12 protein-coding genes are annotated in these 17,606 nt (G+C 65.4%); 5 read left to right on the top strand and 7 right to left on the bottom strand.

The annotated features are described in order from the left end of the window. The first annotated feature begins 206 nt into the window (after positions 1-206). From rpoB to J3474_RS22885, 4 genes are all read left to right on the top strand, one after another. Positions 207-4,361, top strand: coding sequence for a DNA-directed RNA polymerase subunit beta (rpoB, locus tag J3474_RS05250; RefSeq protein ID WP_207093340.1), 4,155 nt, complete (start codon positions 207-209; stop codon positions 4,359-4,361). A 78-nt stretch (positions 4,362-4,439) separates the two neighbouring features. Beyond that, a complete protein-coding gene (gene rpoC / locus J3474_RS05245; protein WP_013831805.1) occupies positions 4,440-8,732 on the top strand; it encodes a DNA-directed RNA polymerase subunit beta' in 4,293 nt (1,430 codons plus the stop codon). 159 nt (positions 8,733-8,891) lie between these two features. Continuing rightward, positions 8,892-10,106, top strand: a complete 1,215-nt coding sequence (locus J3474_RS05240) for an MFS transporter (RefSeq protein ID WP_242528203.1) — start codon at positions 8,892-8,894, stop codon at positions 10,104-10,106. Positions 10,107-10,220: 114 nt separating this feature from the next. After that, positions 10,221-10,355, top strand: coding sequence for a hypothetical protein (locus tag J3474_RS22885; RefSeq protein ID WP_007012477.1), 135 nt, complete (start codon positions 10,221-10,223; stop codon positions 10,353-10,355). 12 nt (positions 10,356-10,367) lie between these two features. Here J3474_RS22885 and J3474_RS05235 read toward each other — a convergent pair whose 3' ends face one another. Beyond that, positions 10,368-10,904, bottom strand: coding sequence for a TIGR02281 family clan AA aspartic protease (locus J3474_RS05235; RefSeq protein WP_207093339.1), 537 nt, complete (start codon positions 10,902-10,904; stop codon positions 10,368-10,370). Positions 10,905-10,975: 71 nt separating this feature from the next. Then, positions 10,976-12,100 carry a flavodoxin-dependent (E)-4-hydroxy-3-methylbut-2-enyl-diphosphate synthase gene (gene ispG, locus J3474_RS05230; protein WP_041558686.1) on the bottom strand — a complete coding sequence of 375 codons (1,125 nt, stop codon included), beginning with the start codon at positions 12,098-12,100 and terminating at the stop codon, positions 10,976-10,978. Positions 12,101-12,217: 117 nt separating this feature from the next. On the opposite strand from ispG, the gene J3474_RS05225 reads away from it, so the two are divergent. Continuing rightward, positions 12,218-13,228, top strand: a complete 1,011-nt coding sequence (locus J3474_RS05225) for a zinc transporter ZntB (RefSeq protein ID WP_007012480.1) — start codon at positions 12,218-12,220, stop codon at positions 13,226-13,228. Between the two features lie 7 nt (positions 13,229-13,235). On the opposite strand, the gene J3474_RS05220 is transcribed toward J3474_RS05225, so the two are convergent. The 5 genes from J3474_RS05220 to J3474_RS05200 form a co-directional block, all read right to left on the bottom strand. Further along, positions 13,236-13,754, bottom strand: coding sequence for a GNAT family N-acetyltransferase (locus J3474_RS05220; protein WP_207093338.1), 519 nt, complete (start codon positions 13,752-13,754; stop codon positions 13,236-13,238). Between the two features lie 95 nt (positions 13,755-13,849). Further along, a complete protein-coding gene (locus J3474_RS05215) occupies positions 13,850-14,317 on the bottom strand; it encodes a GNAT family N-acetyltransferase (RefSeq protein WP_013831799.1) in 468 nt (155 codons plus the stop codon). Then, positions 14,317-15,240, bottom strand: a complete 924-nt coding sequence (locus J3474_RS05210; protein WP_242528202.1) for an RDD family protein — start codon at positions 15,238-15,240, stop codon at positions 14,317-14,319. Before J3474_RS05210 ends, J3474_RS05215 begins: the two co-directional genes overlap by 1 nt. Further along, positions 15,237-16,277 carry a stage II sporulation protein M gene (locus J3474_RS05205; protein ID WP_207093337.1) on the bottom strand — a complete coding sequence of 347 codons (1,041 nt, stop codon included), beginning with the start codon at positions 16,275-16,277 and terminating at the stop codon, positions 15,237-15,239. Before J3474_RS05205 ends, J3474_RS05210 begins: the two co-directional genes overlap by 4 nt. Then, positions 16,274-17,602 (bottom strand): DUF58 domain-containing protein, encoded by a 1,329-nt coding sequence (locus J3474_RS05200; RefSeq protein WP_207093336.1) that lies wholly within the window; start codon positions 17,600-17,602, stop codon positions 16,274-16,276. Before J3474_RS05200 ends, J3474_RS05205 begins: the two co-directional genes overlap by 4 nt. Between the last annotated feature and the right edge of the window lie 4 nt (positions 17,603-17,606).

Below are 17,606 nucleotides of genomic sequence, written 5' to 3'. Positions count from 1 at the left end.
GGAAGCGGTCCGGGTATTCATCTGACGCAGAGGCTGCAGGCCGCTTCGGACCCCGATGCTCGGGATTCCGGGCATGCCGAGCGGCCTTTTGGTGTTTCAGGTGATCCGTCCATCGGGCGGAAAATCGTCCTCGCGAAGACGAAATTTTTCCGGACCGTTCATCACGAATCGGTCCCTTTTGAGAAGCGAAGAGGCAAGAACCCCACATGGCGACCAAGCCCCTCGAACCCCGCCGCTCCGCGAAGAAGCGGATCCGCAAGATCTTCGGCGACATCCACGAAGTCGTCCAGATGCCCAACCTCATCGAGGTCCAGCGCGAGAGCTACGAGCAGTTCCTGCGTTCCGATCCTTCGGTCGGCTACGTTTCGGGCCTGGAAAAGACGCTGCGTTCGGTGTTCCCGATCCGTGACTTCGCCGGCACCAGCGAACTCGACTTCGTGCACTACGAACTGGAAGAGCCGAAGTACGACGTGACCGAGTGCCGCCAGCGCGGCATCACCTACGCGGCCCCGATGAAGGTCACGCTGCGCCTGATCGTGTTCGAGGTGGACCAGGAAACCGAGACCCGCTCCGTGCTCGATATCAAGGAGCAGGACGTGTACATGGGCGACATGCCGCTCATGACCGAGAACGGCACCTTCTTCATCAATGGCACCGAGCGCGTCATCGTTTCGCAGATGCACCGTTCGCCGGGCGTGCTGTTCGACCATGACCGCGGCAAGACGCACTCCTCGGGCAAGTTCCTCTTCGCTGCCCGCGTGATCCCGTATCGCGGTTCGTGGCTGGACTTCGAGTTCGACGCCAAGGACAACGTCAACGTTCGTATCGACCGCAAGCGCAAGCTGCCGGTCACCTCGCTGCTCTATGCCCTGGGCCTCGACAGCGAGCAGATCCTCGACCACTTCTACAACACCGTCACCTGGAAGCGCGGCGAAGGCGGCTGGCGCCTGCCCTTCACCCCCGAGCACTGGCGCGGCCTGAAGCCGGCCTTCGACATCGTCGATGCCAAGTCGGGCGAAGTCGTGTTCGGCGCCGGTCACAAGATCAGCCCGCGTGCCGCCAACAAGGCGCAGAAGGACGGTCTTGAGGAACTCCTCATCCCGACCGAGGAAATCTTCGGCCGCTACATCGCCGAGGACATGATCGACGAGTCCACCGGCCGCATCTACATCGAGGCAGGCGACGAAGTAACGCCGGAAAACCTCGAGGTGATCGACGCTGCCGGCATCGACCAGCTCAACCTGCTGGACATCGACGACGTCAACACCGGTCCGTGGATCCGCAACACCATGAAGGTGGACAAGGCCGAGAACCGCGACATGGGTCTCGAGGCCATCTACAAGGTCATGCGCCCGGGCGAACCGCCGACGAAGGAAACCGCCGAAGCCCTGTTCGAAGGCCTGTTCTTCGACGGCGACCGCTATGACCTTTCGGCCGTCGGCCGCGTCAAGCTGAACATGCGCCTCGGCCTCGAAGTCGAGGACACCGTCACCACCCTGCGCACCGATGACATCCTCGCGGTGGTCAAGGAACTGGTGAATCTCAAGGACGGCAAGGGCGAGATCGACGACATCGACAATCTCGGCAACCGCCGCGTGCGTTCGGTGGGCGAGCTGCTGGAAAACCAGTACCGCGTCGGCCTGCTGCGCATGGAGCGCGCCGTCAAGGAACGCATGAGCTCGGTCGACGTCTCGACCGTGATGCCCAACGACCTCATCAACGCCAAGCCCGCCGTGGCTGCCGTTCGCGAGTTCTTCGGTTCCTCGCAGCTCTCGCAGTTCATGGACCAGACCAACCCGCTCTCGGAAGTCACCCACAAGCGCCGCGTCTCGGCGCTTGGCCCGGGCGGTCTGACCCGTGAGCGCGCCGGCTTCGAAGTCCGCGACGTTCACCCGACCCACTACGGCCGCATCTGCCCGATCGAGACGCCGGAAGGCCCGAACATCGGTCTGATCAACTCGCTGTCGACCTTCGCACGCGTCAACAAGTACGGCTTCATCGAAACCCCGTACCGCAAGGTCGTGGACGGCAAGGTCTCCGGCGAGGTCGTGTACCTCTCGGCGATGGAAGAGCAGAAGCACACCGTCGCGCAGGCTTCGGCCGAACTCAACACCGACGGTTCGTTCGTCGAGGAACTCGTCTCGGCTCGCCAGAACGGCGAATTCGTGATGAGCCCGCGCGACCAGATCACGCTGATGGACGTTTCGCCCAAGCAGCTCGTCTCGGTGGCCGCCTCGCTCATTCCGTTCCTGGAAAACGACGACGCCAACCGCGCTCTGATGGGCTCGAACATGCAGCGTCAGGCCGTTCCGCTCGTCAAGGCCGATGCGCCTTACGTCGGCACCGGCATGGAAGAGACCGTCGCCCGCGATTCCGGCGCCGCGATCTCTGCGCAGCGCGGCGGCGTAATCGACCAGGTCGACGCCACCCGTATCGTCATCCGCGCCGCGGGTGACATCGAGGCCGGCAAGTCGGGCGTCGACATCTACCGCCTGCAGAAGTTCGAGCGTTCGAACCAGTCGACCTGCATCAACCAGCGTCCGCTGGTGAAGGTGGGCGACGTCGTCGAGGCCGGCGACATCATCGCCGACGGCCCGTCGACCGAGTTCGGCGAACTGGCCCTGGGCCGCAACGTGCTGGTCGCGTTCATGCCCTGGAACGGCTACAACTACGAAGACTCCATCCTCATCTCCGAGCGGATCGTGAAGGACGACGTGTTCACGTCGATCCACATCGATGAGTTCGAAGTGATGGCCCGCGATACCAAGCTGGGTCCGGAAGACATCACCCGCGACATCCCGAACGTCGGCGAGGAAGCGCTGCGCAACCTCGACGAAGCGGGCATCGTCTACATCGGCGCCGAAGTGCACCCGGGTGACATCCTCGTCGGCAAGATCACCCCGAAGGGCGAAAGCCCGATGACGCCGGAAGAAAAGCTCCTGCGCGCCATCTTCGGTGAAAAGGCCTCGGACGTTCGCGACACCTCGCTGCGCCTGCCGCCGGGCGTTTCGGGCACCATTGTCGACGTGCGCGTCTTCAACCGCCACGGCATCGAGATCGACGACCGTACCCGCGCGATCCAGAACGAGGAAATCGAACGCCTCGCCAAGGACCGCGAGGACGAACGCGCCATCCTCAACCGTGCGACCTACAACCGCCTGCAGGAAATGCTGATCGGCCAGGTGGCCGCTTCGGCGCCCAAGGGCGTGAAGAAGGGCATCGAGATCGACGAGGCCATTCTCGGCGAAGTCGAGAAGCACGAATGGTGGAAGTTTGCGGTCGCCGACGACCACATGCAGTCGCAGCTCGAAGCGGTGAAGGCCCAGTACGACGCGACCGTCAAGGCGATCCAGGAGAAGTTCGAGGATCGCAAGGAGAAGCTCGAGCGCGGTGACGAACTCGCTCCGGGCGTACTCAAGATGGTCAAGGTCTTCGTTGCGGTGAAGCGCAAGCTGCAGCCGGGCGACAAGATGGCCGGTCGTCACGGTAACAAGGGTATCATCAGCCGCATCCTGCCGCAGGAGGACATGCCCTTCCTCGAGGACGGCACCCCGGTCGACTTCGTACTCAACCCGCTGGGCGTGCCTTCGCGCATGAACGTCGGGCAGATCTTCGAAACGCACCTCGGCTGGGCCGCTCGTGGCCTTGGCAGCAAGGTCGGCGAGGCGCTCGACGCATGGCGCGCCGCCAACCCCGACCCGGTTGCCGGTCAGCCGCCCGAAGCCGTGAAGGAAGTGCTCAAGGAGATCTACGGCGAGAACTACACCGCCGAGATCGACGCGCGCACGCCCGAGCAGATCGTGGAACTGGCGCAGAACGTGCGTGCCGGCGTGCCCATGGGCACCCCGGTGTTCGACGGCGCGGTGGAAGCCGACGTCTCGGCCATGCTCAAGCTCGCCGGGCTCGATGAATCGGGCCAGGTCACGCTCCTCGACGGCCGCACCGGCGAGGCGTTCGACCGCAAGGTCACTGTCGGCTACAAGTACGTGCTCAAGCTGCACCACCTTGTCGACGACAAGATCCACGCCCGTTCGATCGGCCCCTACTCGCTCGTCACCCAGCAGCCGCTGGGCGGTAAGGCGCAGTTCGGCGGCCAGCGCTTCGGTGAGATGGAGGTCTGGGCACTCCAGGCCTACGGTGCAGCCTACACGCTGCAGGAAATGCTCACCGTGAAGTCGGACGACGTGGTCGGCCGCACCAAGGTCTACGAAGCGATCGTCAAGGGCGACGACACCTTCGAGGCGGGCATCCCCGAGAGCTTCAACGTTCTCGTCAAGGAAATGCGCTCGCTGGGCCTCAACGTCGAGCTCAAGAGCCACGACGACGAGGACGACGACGGCCTGGCCGAAGCGGCGGAGTAACGGGATCGGGCGGGGCTTCCACGCTCCGCCCTCCCCTCTCCACCCGCCAAGAGAATTCACCCTGTTGGGGACTGAACTATGAACGACCTGACCAAATTCACCAACCAGATGGCGAAGCCCGAGACCTTCGATCAGATCCAGATCGGTCTCGCCTCCCCCGAGCGCATCCGCTCCTGGTCCTTCGGCGAGATCAAGAAGCCGGAAACCATCAACTACCGCACGTTCAAGCCGGAACGTGACGGCCTGTTCTGCGCGCGCATCTTCGGCCCCGTGAAGGACTACGAGTGCCTCTGCGGCAAGTACAAGCGCATGAAGTACAAGGGCGTCGTGTGCGAAAAGTGCGGCGTCGAAGTCACCGTCACCAAGGTGCGCCGCGAGCGCATGGGCCACATCGAGCTGGCCGCCCCGGTCGCGCACATCTGGTTCCTCAAGTCGCTGCCTTCGCGCATCGGCCTGCTGCTCGACATGCAGCTCAAGCAGCTTGAGCGCGTCCTCTACTTCGAGAGCTACATCGTCATCGAGCCGGGCCTGACCCCGCTAGAGAAGTTCCAGCTTCTTACCGAAGACGAAATGCTCGACGCCCAGGACGAATACGGCGAAGACGCCTTCTCGGCCGGGATCGGCGCCGAGGCGGTCAAGCAGATGCTCATGGAGCTCGACCTCGAGCAGGAGCGTGCCGACCTTCTCCAGGAGCTTGAGACGACCAAGTCGGAACTGAAGCCCAAGAAGATCATCAAGCGTCTCAAGGTCGTCGAATCGTTCATCGATTCGGGCAACCGTCCCGAGTGGATGATCCTTGAAGTCGTGCCGGTCATTCCGCCGGAACTGCGCCCGCTGGTTCCGCTGGACGGCGGCCGCTTCGCTACCTCGGACCTCAACGACCTCTACCGCCGCGTCATCAACCGCAACAACCGCCTGAAGCGCCTGATCGAACTGCGCGCGCCGGACATCATCGTGCGCAACGAAAAGCGCATGTTGCAGGAAGCCGTCGACGCCCTGTTCGACAACGGCCGCCGCGGCCGCGTCATTACGGGTGCCAACAAGCGTCCGCTCAAGTCGCTGTCCGACATGCTCAAGGGCAAGCAGGGCCGCTTCCGTCAGAACCTGCTCGGCAAGCGCGTCGACTATTCGGGCCGTTCGGTCATCGTGACCGGTCCGGAGCTCAAGCTGCACCAGTGCGGCCTGCCCAAGAAGATGGCGCTCGAACTGTTCAAGCCGTTCATCTACGCCCGCCTCGATGCCAAGGGTCTCTCGATGACCCTCAAGCAGGCCAAGAAGTGGGTCGAGAAGGAACGCAAGGAAGTCTGGGACATCCTCGACGAGGTGATCCGCGAGCACCCGGTTCTGCTGAACCGCGCGCCGACCCTGCACCGCCTGGGCATCCAGGCCTTTGAACCGGTTCTCATCGAGGGCAAGGCGATCCAGCTGCACCCGCTCGTCTGCTCGGCCTTCAACGCCGACTTCGACGGTGACCAGATGGCCGTCCACGTTCCGCTCTCGCTGGAAGCCCAGCTCGAAGCGCGCGTGCTGATGATGTCGACCAACAACATCCTCTCGCCCGCAAACGGCAAGCCGATCATCGTGCCTTCGCAGGACATGGTGCTGGGCCTGTACTACCTGTCGATGGACCGCTCCGGCGATCCTGGCGAAGGCATGAAGTTCGGCGACATGGCCGAAGTGCACCAGGCGCTCTTCACCGGCGCCGTCACCCTGCACTCGAAGATCGAGGCCCGCGTGCCGCAGACCGACGAGGACGGGAACCAGTACATGAAGCGGTTCGAGACCACGCCGGGCCGCATGCTCATCGGCGAATGCCTGCCCAAGAGCCACAAGGTGCCCTTCGAAGTCGTCAACCGCCTTCTCACCAAGAAGGAAATCGGCGACGTCATCGACCAGGTGTACCGCCACACCGGCCAGAAGGACACGGTGTTGTTCGCCGACGCCATCATGACGCTCGGCTTCCGCAACGCGTTCAAGGCCGGCATCTCCTTCGGCAAGGATGACATGATCATTCCGGAATCGAAGGAAGCCCTGGTGGGCGAGACCAAGGACCTGGTTGCCGACTACGAGCAGCAGTACCAGGACGGCCTCATCACCCAGCAGGAAAAGTACAACAAGGTGATCGACGCCTGGAGCCGCTGCGGCGACCAGGTCGCGAACGCCATGATGGAAGAGCTCAAGGCCCTTCCGGTCGACCCTGAAACCGGCCGTCAGGCTCAGATCAACTCGATCTACATGATGAGCCACTCGGGCGCTCGTGGTAGCCCGGCCCAGATGAAGCAGCTTGGCGGTATGCGCGGCCTCATGGCCAAGCCGTCGGGCGAGATCATCGAAACGCCGATCATCTCGAACTTCAAGGAAGGCCTGACCGTCCTTGAGTACTTCAACTCCACCCACGGCGCCCGCAAGGGTCTCGCCGACACCGCGCTCAAGACGGCGAACTCGGGTTACCTGACCCGCCGTCTGGTCGATGTCTCGCAGGACTGCGTCGTCGTCGTCGAGGACTGCGGCACCGAACGTGCGCTGGAAATGCGCGCGATCGTCCAGGGCGGTTCGGTCATCGCCTCGCTGGCCGAGCGCATCCTGGGCCGTACCCTGGCCGAGGACATCGTCGACAAGGAAGGCGAAATCGTCGTCGCCAACGGCACGCTGCTCGACGAATCGGCGGTCAAGGCGATCGAAGGCGCTGGCGCGCAGTCGGCCCGCATCCGTTCGCCGCTGGTCTGCGAAGCGACCCAGGGCGTTTGCGGCAAGTGCTACGGCCGTGACCTCGCCCGCGGTACGCCGGTGAACATCGGCGAAGCGGTGGGCGTCATTGCCGCCCAGTCGATCGGTGAACCGGGCACGCAGCTGACGATGCGTACCTTCCACATCGGCGGCGCCGCGCAGCTCAACGAAACCAGCCACCTGGAATCGATCTGCGACGGTACCGTGCAGTATCGCGATATCCCGACGATCGTCGACAAGCGCGGCCGTCGCCTGTCGCTCGCCCGCAACGGCGAAGTCGTGGTGATCGATACCGAAGGCCGTGAGCGCGCCATGCACCGCGTGCCTTACGGTACGGTGCTGCTGCACACCGACGGGGCTACCGTGAAGGAAGGCGAACGCCTTGCCGAGTGGGACCCGTTCACCCTGCCGATCATCACCGAAACGGCAGGTGTGGTGAAGTATCAGGACCTGATCGACAGCCGCACGCTGACCGAACAGGTCGACGATGCCACCGGCATGACCAGCCGCGTCGTTACCGAAGACCGTTCGTCCAGCCGCTCGAAGAAGAAGGAAGACCTGCGTCCCCGCATCACCCTTCTCGACGACTCCTCGGGCGAGGCCGCACGCTACATGCTGGCGCCGGGTGCGACGCTCTCGGTCGAGGACGGCCAGACCGTCGAGGCCGGCGACATCATCGCCCGTGCATCGCGCGAAGCTGCCAAGACCCGTGACATCACCGGCGGTCTGCCGCGTGTTGCCGAGCTGTTCGAGGCCCGCAAGCCGAAGGACAATGCGGTCATCGCCAAGGTCTCGGGCCGCATCGAATTCGTTCGCGACTACAAGGCCAAGCGCAAGATCGCGATCATTCCCGAGGAAGGCGAACCCGTCGAGTACCTGATCCCCAAGAGCAAGGTGATCGACGTTCAGGAAGGCGACTTCGTCAAGAAGGGCGACAACCTGATCTCCGGCTCGCCGGATCCGCACGACATCCTCGAGGTCCTCGGCGTCGAGGCTCTGGCGGAATACCTCGTGTCGGAAATCCAGGAAGTCTATCGACTCCAGGGCGTGAAGATCAACGACAAGCACATCGAGGTGATCGTTCGCCAGATGCTGCAGAAGGTCGAGATCACCGACGGCGGCGACACCACGCTGCTGCCGGGCGAGCAGGTCGACTTCGAGGAAATGCTCGAGGTGAACAGCAAGCTCACGGGCGGCAAGAAGCCGGCCGAAGGCAAGCCGGTGCTGCTGGGCATCACCAAGGCCTCGCTGCAGACCCGTTCGTTCATCTCGGCGGCGTCGTTCCAGGAGACCACCCGCGTCCTCACCCAGGCCGCGGTCGAGGGCAAGAAGGACTCGCTCATCGGTCTCAAGGAAAACGTCATCGTCGGCCGCCTCATCCCGGCGGGCACCGGCGCGGGCATGAACCGCGTGCGCGTTGCCGCGTCGAGCCGCGACGCAGCCCTGCGCGCCTCCTATCGCAAGATGCAGGAAGCGCTCATCGCTGCCGACACGGCCGAGGAAGAGCATGCCGCAGAACTCAAGCGCGACCCGCTTGACGATCTGGGCGACGATCCGCTGGCGGCAGTCGAGGGCGAAACCCACGGCACCGACGCCGATGCGGGCGAATACCTGATCAAGGGCGACGAGGAAGGCGAGGCCTGAGCCTCACCCCTCCAGCCTGACAGGCGACAAACAGGGCCCCGCCGGAGCGATCCGGCGGGGCCTTTGCTTTGTCGGGCCTGCGGTTCAGCCCTGCCGTGACGGCCCGGTGATCGCCCCACGGTGATCGCGAATGTACCGCCTTGCGCCGCGCCCACCGTCATGCGTCATGATCGCGCGATGACTGCAACGATCCCCGGCGCCGCGCGGCGCGAATTTGCGCAGGGCTGGCCCGCAGTGCTGGCTGCGGCGCTGGCCATCAGCGTCGGTATGACCGGCATCGGCTTCTACTCTCTGGGACTCTTCGTGCAGCCGCTGCAGGACGAATTCGGGTGGAGCCGGGCGGCCGTTTCGGGTGCGGCGACATTCCAGCAGCTGGGCATCTTCCTCTCGGCCCCCGTCGTCGGTCGCCTGGCAGACCGCTTCGGCGCGCGCCGCATTGCCATTGTCAGCTACCTCGCCACTCCTGTCGCCCTCGTCCTGCTGGCCCAGGCCGGGCCGTCGATCCCGGCCTGGTACGCACTTTGGCTCATGGTCTCTCTGGCAGGCTGCGGAACGACGCCCGCGATCTGGGCCCGGGTCGTGTCGATCCGCTTCGATCGCGCAAGAGGCCTTGCGCTCGGCCTGATGCTGCTGGGTACGGGCGTAGCGGCAGTGCTGGCACCGGCCCTGCTGGGCCCGGTCTTCGTCGCTTACGGCTGGCGCAATGCAGTGCTGGCCATGGCCGCCGTGACGCTCCTCATCGGCCTGCCGGTCAGCCTGCTCACGGGGCGAGAAACGCCGGATACAAAGACAGGTTCCCGGATCGGTCGCGGCCGCTTCGAGGCCAACCGAGCGACCCTTGTGCTCATCGTCATCGGCTTCCTGCTCGGGCTGATCGTGGCCGGCCTCATCGTCCATCTCGTGCCGATGCTGGTTGATCGCGGCATAGCTTCGACCCAGGCGGCGCAAGTCGCGGCCAGCGTGGGCGTGGCGGTCCTCGCCGCGCGCGTGGTGGTCGGTTACCTCTTCGACCGCTTCCACGCTCCCTATGTCGCCAGCCTGTTCCTGCTTTCACCCGTCATCGCCAGCCTGCTGCTGCGCTTTGGCGGACCGGTCGTCCCCGCTGCGATGCTCCTCGGCCTCGCCGCCGGAGCCGAAGTCGACATGCTGGCCTATTTCACCAGCCGCTATGCCCGCCTCGAGAACTACGGCGCGACATATGGCGTCATCCTCGGCCTGTTCAGCTTCGGAGCCAGCTTCGGCCCCATGCTGTTCGGATGGTCGGTGGACGTCACCGGCAATTACGACATCGCCCTGGTGAGCTCGGCCCTGTTCCTCGCTGTCGTCGTCGTCCTGATCGCCACGCTCGGGCCCTATCGCAAAGAGGCAGCATAGGCTGGCCGGTCGCGGGTTCGACGGGCGACATATCCGGTTCGACCGGTGACATGGCCTTCGAGCGGGCGGAGCGGCATAGAGGCGCTCGCCCCCGCTCTCGCAAGGCCGGAACCGATGAAACGTCACGAGTCCCCTGTCAGCAGCGCCGCAGCCGCCTCGGTGATTGCCATGCTGGCCTTCGTGGTGTGGTCCGGCCTTGCGGAGTTCAGCGGGGCGTTCAGCAGTACCGCAGCGCTGCTGGGCGCGTGAGCGAGCCGGGGATCAGCTTACCGGTCCGATAACCAGGCGATCGTCCTCGATCCGCACCCCGCTCAGCTTCGAGAGGAACGACTGGCCGAGAAGCGAAACGTCGAGCCCCTCGGGAATGATCGCCGCCTCGACGTCACGCGCTTCGAAGCCGCCCAGTTCCAGGCGCTCCAGCCGGACCGGTACGCCATAGACCGGACCGCTTGCCCCGCGCCCGACCCCGACGAGATCCGAATCGTCCCACTCGAGGCCGATCGCCTGCGCATCGGCGCCCGTGAGAGCGACAATGCTGGCGCCCGTATCGACGAGAAAATGCGTGCGCGCATTGCCGACCGTCGCATCGGCATAGAAATGACCGTCAGGTTCGCGCGGCAGCACGGTTTCGCCGGCCAGCCAGGCATCGCGGCGATCCTGCCGAACTTCGCGGCTCGCAACCTCGACAGGATTGACGCTGGCGGCAGGACGGCGCCCGTTGCCTGCCTCCAGTCCAGGCGCAATCCAGCCGACGACGGCGGCCGTCCCGACGAGAAGGATGATCGGTCCCTTGCGCATGGCCCGTGCAGGCTATGCGCCAAAGCCTTAAACCGGCGTAAAGCGCGCGGAGAAGCGACGCAGGAGCGGACTTACTCGGCCGCCTGGGCCTGCGCCTCGGCAGCCTCGATCTCCGCCGCCTTGGCTTCCACCAGCGAAACGATGTGGTCGAGCATGTCGTCGCTCTGCACATGGTGGTCGGTCACCCCGGAGAGATAGACCATGTGCTTGCCATTGCCGCCGCCGGTAATGCCGATGTCGGTCTCGCGCGCTTCGCCCGGGCCATTGACCACGCAGCCCAGCACGGAAAGCGAAAGCGGCGTCTTGATGTGCTGCAGACGCGCCTCGAGCGCCTCGACCGTGCGGATCACGTCGAAGCCCTGGCGCGCGCAGGACGGGCAGGAAACGACGCGTACGCCGCGGGTGCGCAGGCCGAGCGCCTTGAGGATCTCGAAGCCGACGCGCACTTCCTCTTCCGGCTCTGCCGAAAGGGAGACGCGCAAGGTATCGCCGATACCGGCCCAGAGCAGGTTGCCGATGCCGATGGCCGACTTGACCGTACCACCGATCAGGCCGCCGGCTTCGGTGATGCCCAGATGCAGCGGGCAGTCCACCGCGTCGGCCAGCCCCTGGTAGGCGGCGACGGCAAGGAAAACGTCCGAGGCCTTCACGGCCACCTTGTACTCGTGGAAGTCATGGTCCTGCAGCAGCTTGATGTGATCGAGCGCCGATTCGACCAGAGCTTCCGGGCACGGCTCCCCGTACTTTTCGAGCAGGTCCTTCTCGAGGCTGCCCGCGTTGACGCCGATGCGGATGGCGCAGCCGTTGGCCTTGGCCGCGCGCACGACTTCGGCGACGCGCTCGTCCGAGCCGATGTTGCCCGGGTTGATGCGCAGGCAGGCCGCGCCCGCGTCCGCTGCCTCGAGCGCGCGCTTGTAGTGGAAATGAATGTCTGCGATCAGCGGAACCTGCGCTGCCCGGGCGATCTCGCGGAACGCCGTGGTGCTCTCGACATCGGGGCACGAGACGCGGATGAGATCGGCGCCCGCGTCCTCGCAGCGGCGGATCTGGTCGATCGTCGCGCGCGCGTCCGAGGTCGGCGTATTGGTCATGGTCTGCACGGTGATCGGGGCATCGCCGCCGACGGGAACGGTGCCGACCATGATCTGGCGGCTCTTGCGGCGCTCGATATCGCGCCAGGGTCGAATGGAAGACATGGCCGCTCCTATAGGCGCTTGGCGTGACGGTTTGAAGCACGTTTGCATTCTGCCGGGCCAAGCCGCGGATTCGAGGGCGCTCTTTTGCCCGTGCGGATTTTCGGGCATGCATGGCGAATGCTCGACGATACCCGTACCGACGACCTCGAAGCCGAAACGCCTCTGCTGTTCGGTCGCGTGCTGGACGGTCGCGGCGGCGGGCGCACCGTGACCTGGCAGGAAGCGAACGCCTGGCAGCCCGGCACACCGGGGGAAGTCTTGTGGATGCACTTGCGGCGCGACCGTCCGGGCGTCGCCGAGTGGCTGGAGCAGACGCTGGGCCTGCCCGAACCCACGGCGGAACTGCTCACCAGCGAGGATACCCGCCCGCGCGCCTTCAGCGAGGACGGCGCGCTGGTGGCGACGCTGCGCGGGATCAACTTCAACCCCGGAGCAGAGCCGGAAGACATGGTCTCGATGCAGGTCTGGTGCGACGGGCAACGGCTGATCACGCTGCGCCGGCGGCCCTTGCAGACGCCGCGTTCGGTGATGCACGATCTCGATGGCGGGCGCGGCCCGGTCGATGCAGGCGCTGCCATCACTTCGCTGGTCGAGCATATGATTGCCCGCATGAACCGCTCCATCGTCGACATGAACGAGGTGATCGACCAGCTGGAGGACACCGATCCCGACGACGATCCGGAAAGCATGCTCGACAAGATCTCGACGATCCGGCGCAATTGCCTCGCTCTCAAGCGCCACATGTCGCCGCAGCACGTCGCGCTGGAGCGCATCTCGCGCGATGCCCCGGCCTGGTTCGAGGATCACGACCGCCGCGAGATCGCCGAGACGATCGACCGCATGCGCCGCTATATCGACGATCTCGACATCAGCAAGGAAAGCGCGGTCGTCCTGCAGGACGACCTGCGCGCCCGCGCCGTCGCCCAGTCGAACCGCACCAGCTACCTGCTGACGATCGTCGCGGCGATCTTCCTTCCGCTCGGATTCGTGACCGGCCTGCTCGGCATCAACGTGGGCGGGATGCCCGGCGCCTCGAACCCGGACGCCTTCTGGCTGGTCGTCGCCATGTGCGTTGCGATCCTGGTGATGCAGTTGCTGATGTTCTGGCGCTGGAAGTGGTTCGGGTAGAGCGCCGTCAGCCCAGCAACAGGCGCGCGTAGAGGAATTCCTCGTCACGTTGTTCGCCGACCATGAAGTGAATGTCGGCGACCTTTTCGAAGCCCTGGCGCGCATAGAACTTGTGAGCGCCGAAATTCTCGCTCCACACCGACAGCTGGACTTCGTCCGCGCCGAAATCTCGCGCCTCGTCCATCGCCCAGTCCATCAGCCTTGCGCCGATGCCCTGCCCGGTCGCATCGGGATCGGTGTAGAGCTGCTTGAGTTCGACCACCTTGCTGCCGCGGGCGTGCTCCGGCCAGCCGCAGGCCATGACCATCTTGCAGAATCCCAGCAGGCGGGTCCCGTCGACGGCCAGCATGATCCGCATGCCCGGATCTGCGATCTGCCCTGCAACGACGTCTTCGCCATGGGAACCGGCCAGAAAGGCAGAGAGATCCTCCGGGCGGTAGAGGTACCCGAACTTCTCCACGAAGCTGCGCGCGCCCAGATCGGCAAGGGCTGCTGCATCGGCTGGCGCGGCGAGTCTCATATCCATTGCCGTTTCCTGGTTCACTTGCCCGCGCTCGTCAATTCCGTCCGATTCAGCGCAAGTCTTTGCAGCCGCGCTCGCAAGGAGGCGGCCGTTTCCCGTTACAGCGCGCGGGTCATGCACATGGAAAAGGCGTCGGAGACATAGTCGCCGAACGGCGGGCACTCGACAAAGCCGTTCGCAAGGTAGAGCTGCCGGGCGGCGCGGAAGGCCTCCGGCTTGCCGGTCTCGAGGCTGACGCGGGTATAGCGGCGCTCACGCGCGACCGTGAGCAGATGAAGCAGGATCGCCTTGCCCACCCCCTTCCCGCGATAATCGGGCGCGGCGCGCATCGATTTGAGTTCCCCGTGGCCGTCGTCCAGATGCTTGATCGCGCCGCAACCGGCGAGCCGCTCGCCATCCCATGCGGAATAGAACGCAACGTCCGCCTGCCGCAGGCGCTCTGCCGGCATCGCGTGAACCTTGCAGGCCGGAGACCACTTGTGCATCTCGTCGAGATGGAACTGCAGCAGGGCGAGAACCTGATCGCCGGACAGGTCATCGGGCACGATCCTCAAGGCGTCGATCATCAGCCTTCGTCCGAGAACTTGTCGGCCTTGCGCCGCCCCATGCGCATGCCTGCCTCCAGCCGCGCGCGCAACTGGGTGTAATATGCCTCGAGGAACCGGCGCTCGTCGTTCCAGCCGTCATTGCGGCCGATCTTGGCGGCGATCGTCTGATAGACGGATTCGATCGACTGATCCCGCCTGCCGCGCAGTACGCGTTCCAGCGCCTGAAGCTCGTACTCTCCGTAAACCGCCAGTTCCGCATCCTCGAAGTGGTACTTGCGATGCGGCGCAGCCACGGCGGTCTGCGCTCCGCGCGCGACTGACATCGCCGCCTCCAGCTTCTGCCGCGGTCTTTCGAGCACCCAGCTACCGGCGATGATGTCCCCGGCGCGCAGGCCGTCGCGGTTGAACATCGGGAACAGCATGAAGATCAGGAACCAGCCCGTCGCGGCCAGCCACGCCGCTCCGCTTTCCACGCCCGCAGAAGCGAGAAAGACCAACGGCAGGAACAGCTCGACATCGCGCAGGAGATTGCGGGCAATGACCATTTCCGCCGAAAGCCGCCCGCCGTCGCGCGCGGCGATGCGGATGCCCGCCATGCGCTTGCCCGGCGTCGCGCCGCGCGGGCCGAGTTCGAAGAACAGGAAGTAGGCGTTGCGGAACAGGAACAGGACCACGATCCAGACGATGAAGATGAATTGCAGGACATGCCCTGCAGCCGTGTCGCTCTCGATCTCGCGCATAAACGCCGATGCCCCGCCGGCGATCGAGAACAGCGCCATCGTCGATCCCAGGATCAGCAGGAATATGAAGACGAGGTCTAGCATTAGCGCACCGGCCCGCGCGCCGCGGCTGGCCACGGTGACCGGCAGGGCGATCCCCTCGGGCGTGACGAGCACGCGGTCGCGCGAGGAACGGCGCAGGCGGGTCGGCATCGCGGTCATCGAGAGGTGTCCCGGCTCGCCGCGTGGCCGTCATTGCCGCGAAAGGCGAAGAAATAGCCGAGCCAGATCAGCAGCATCGATCCGCCGATGGCGAAGCGCCCCGCCGTCTCATCGACAAGCTGGCGCGCAAAGCCTTCGAGCAGGGCCGCGACGACAAGCATGAGCACGACGCCGGCCATGACCAGCGCGGCGCGCCGTCCGGCCTGCGCAGTGGCCTGCAGCACCGGCCTGCGCCCCGGAAATGCCAGCGAGCGTCCGATGTGCAGTCCGGCTGCCCCCGCCAGCAGGATCGCGAAAATCTCGGTCGTACCGTGGACCGCGATCCATCCGGCGAAATCCGTTGTGAGCCCCGCCCCATTGTAGAGCCAGAGCATGGCGCCCAGCACGGCCATGTTGTGCACCAGCAGCAGCAGCGAGGGCACGCCGAAGGCGAAGCCGAGCGCGAAGGCGAGGATCGAGACCTGCGCATTGTTGCTGAACAGCTGGGCGGCAAACACGCTCATCCCGTTCTGCCCGGAATTACCGAAGATCGTCGCCTTGAGCGCCTCGGCGCTTGCCCCGGGCACGCGCGCGTCGCCGAACTGCTTGGGCACCAGCGCGAAATACCATTCCGGATCGTGCGAGACGAGCAGCCAGCCGACCGCCGTTCCCGCCACCATCACCGCGAAGGCGATGAGAATATCGACCCAGATCGCCCGCACCGCGGCGCTCCAGCCACCGCCAAGGAAGCCGCGGAACCATTCCCACAGGCTGGTCCGCGGGCCATAGACGACGAACCACGCGCGCTGGACCAGCGCTTCAAGGTAGGCGAGCGTTGCCGCATCGAGCGAAGTTTCCCGCGCGATCGACAGACTGGAGGCGACGGTGCGGTAGAGGCCGGGAAGCGCCAGCAGGTCCTCGTCGGAAATGCCCCTGATCCGGCCCTTTTCCATGCGCGTGACGATAGCTTCCAGCCGCTTCCAGTCCGCCTCGCGCTCGAGCCGGAAACGATCCGAACGCAAGGCAGCGCTTTCGATGGCATCGAGGGTAGCGGTCATCCGATCGCTCCGGATCGCTTGATGGCAAGGTAGGCGTCGAGCAATCGGGTACCGATCCGGTCGTAGCGGGCCTCGATGACGTCGACGCCGATCTGCTGCAGCCGCCGGGTCACAAGCGCGCGCTGGCGCAGCAGCAAGTCGGCCGAAACCGCCATCGAGAGCACTTCGAGATCTTCGGGAGGCTCGGCCGAAATTTCCTCGAGCTCCTCATCCTCCATCGTCACGAACAGCACGACGTGGCGGGAGACGAGACGGCCGATGCTCTCGATCATCAGTTCGGCGCTGGTCGGGTCGGAAAAGTCGCTGAACACGACGATGAGCGAGCGGCGCTGCAACCGGTTGGCAAGGGTCGCCAGGGCGAGCGTGAAATTGGGCTCCTCGGCGCGGTACTCAAGCCCGGCGGCGGCGCGCTGCAGACGGTGAAAGTCGCGCGAAGCGGTGATGAAAGGCGTGGAAACTTCGGGCCGGGAGGCGAAGCCGAACAGCGATACCCGGTCCCCGCCCTTCAGCGCGACATAGGAGGTCGCCAGCGCGGCGGAAACGGCGCGGTCGAGCCGGGGCATCCCTGCAATCGGTTCGCACATCGCCTGCCCGCAATCGAAGGCGAAGACGATCTGGTTGTTGCGTTCGGTCTCGAATTCCTTGGCGTAGAGATGGACGTGGCGGGCCGAGGCCTTCCAGTCGATGCGGCGGCGATCCATCCCGGGCTCGTACTCGGCCAGCGATTCGAACTGCGTACCCTCGCCGCGAATTCGCCGCGCGATAAGCCCGTATTGCGCATCCTTGAGGAAAGTCTGCAGGGCCGGGGAACGCACCGCGGCAATGTTCGGCCAGACGCGGACCTGTTCGTCGAGATCGCCCAGCAATTGCCGCGCCCCCAGCCCCAGTGGCCCGGTCCAGCGCAGCCAGCACCGCGTGACCCGGCCGGTGCCCCGACGCGAAGGGCTGACCTGCGCCTGCCCGCGCCATTCGCCGTCCCGACGGTGCAGAGCGAACTGGCAGCGCCCGCCGGGCGACAGCCGCGCATCGCATTCCAGCGCGATCTCGACGGCAGAGGGCCTGCCTGCATGGAGCGCGGCGCGGGCTGAAAACTGCGTCTCGGCCCCGACTTCGGCATCGCCGGGCACGGTCACCTGCAAATCCTCGAGCCGCCCTCCCAACAGACCGTCAACGACGATCAGCACCAGCACTGCAAGCCCGAACAGCGGCGCGATGACCCATGCTTCCGGCTGCGTTGCGCCGATGACGAGCGCTACCGGCGCACCAAGCGCCAGCAGCACCACGGCGCGCGCGGTCGGTACGATCGGGGCAAGCCGCGTGCTCATCGCG

It is taken from the genome of Novosphingobium sp. PY1 (assembly GCF_017312445.1).
GTDB lineage: Bacteria > Pseudomonadota > Alphaproteobacteria > Sphingomonadales > Sphingomonadaceae > Novosphingobium.
The sequence above is the reverse complement of the archived record's forward strand: the minus strand, read 5'-3'. Positions and strand labels throughout refer to the sequence as shown.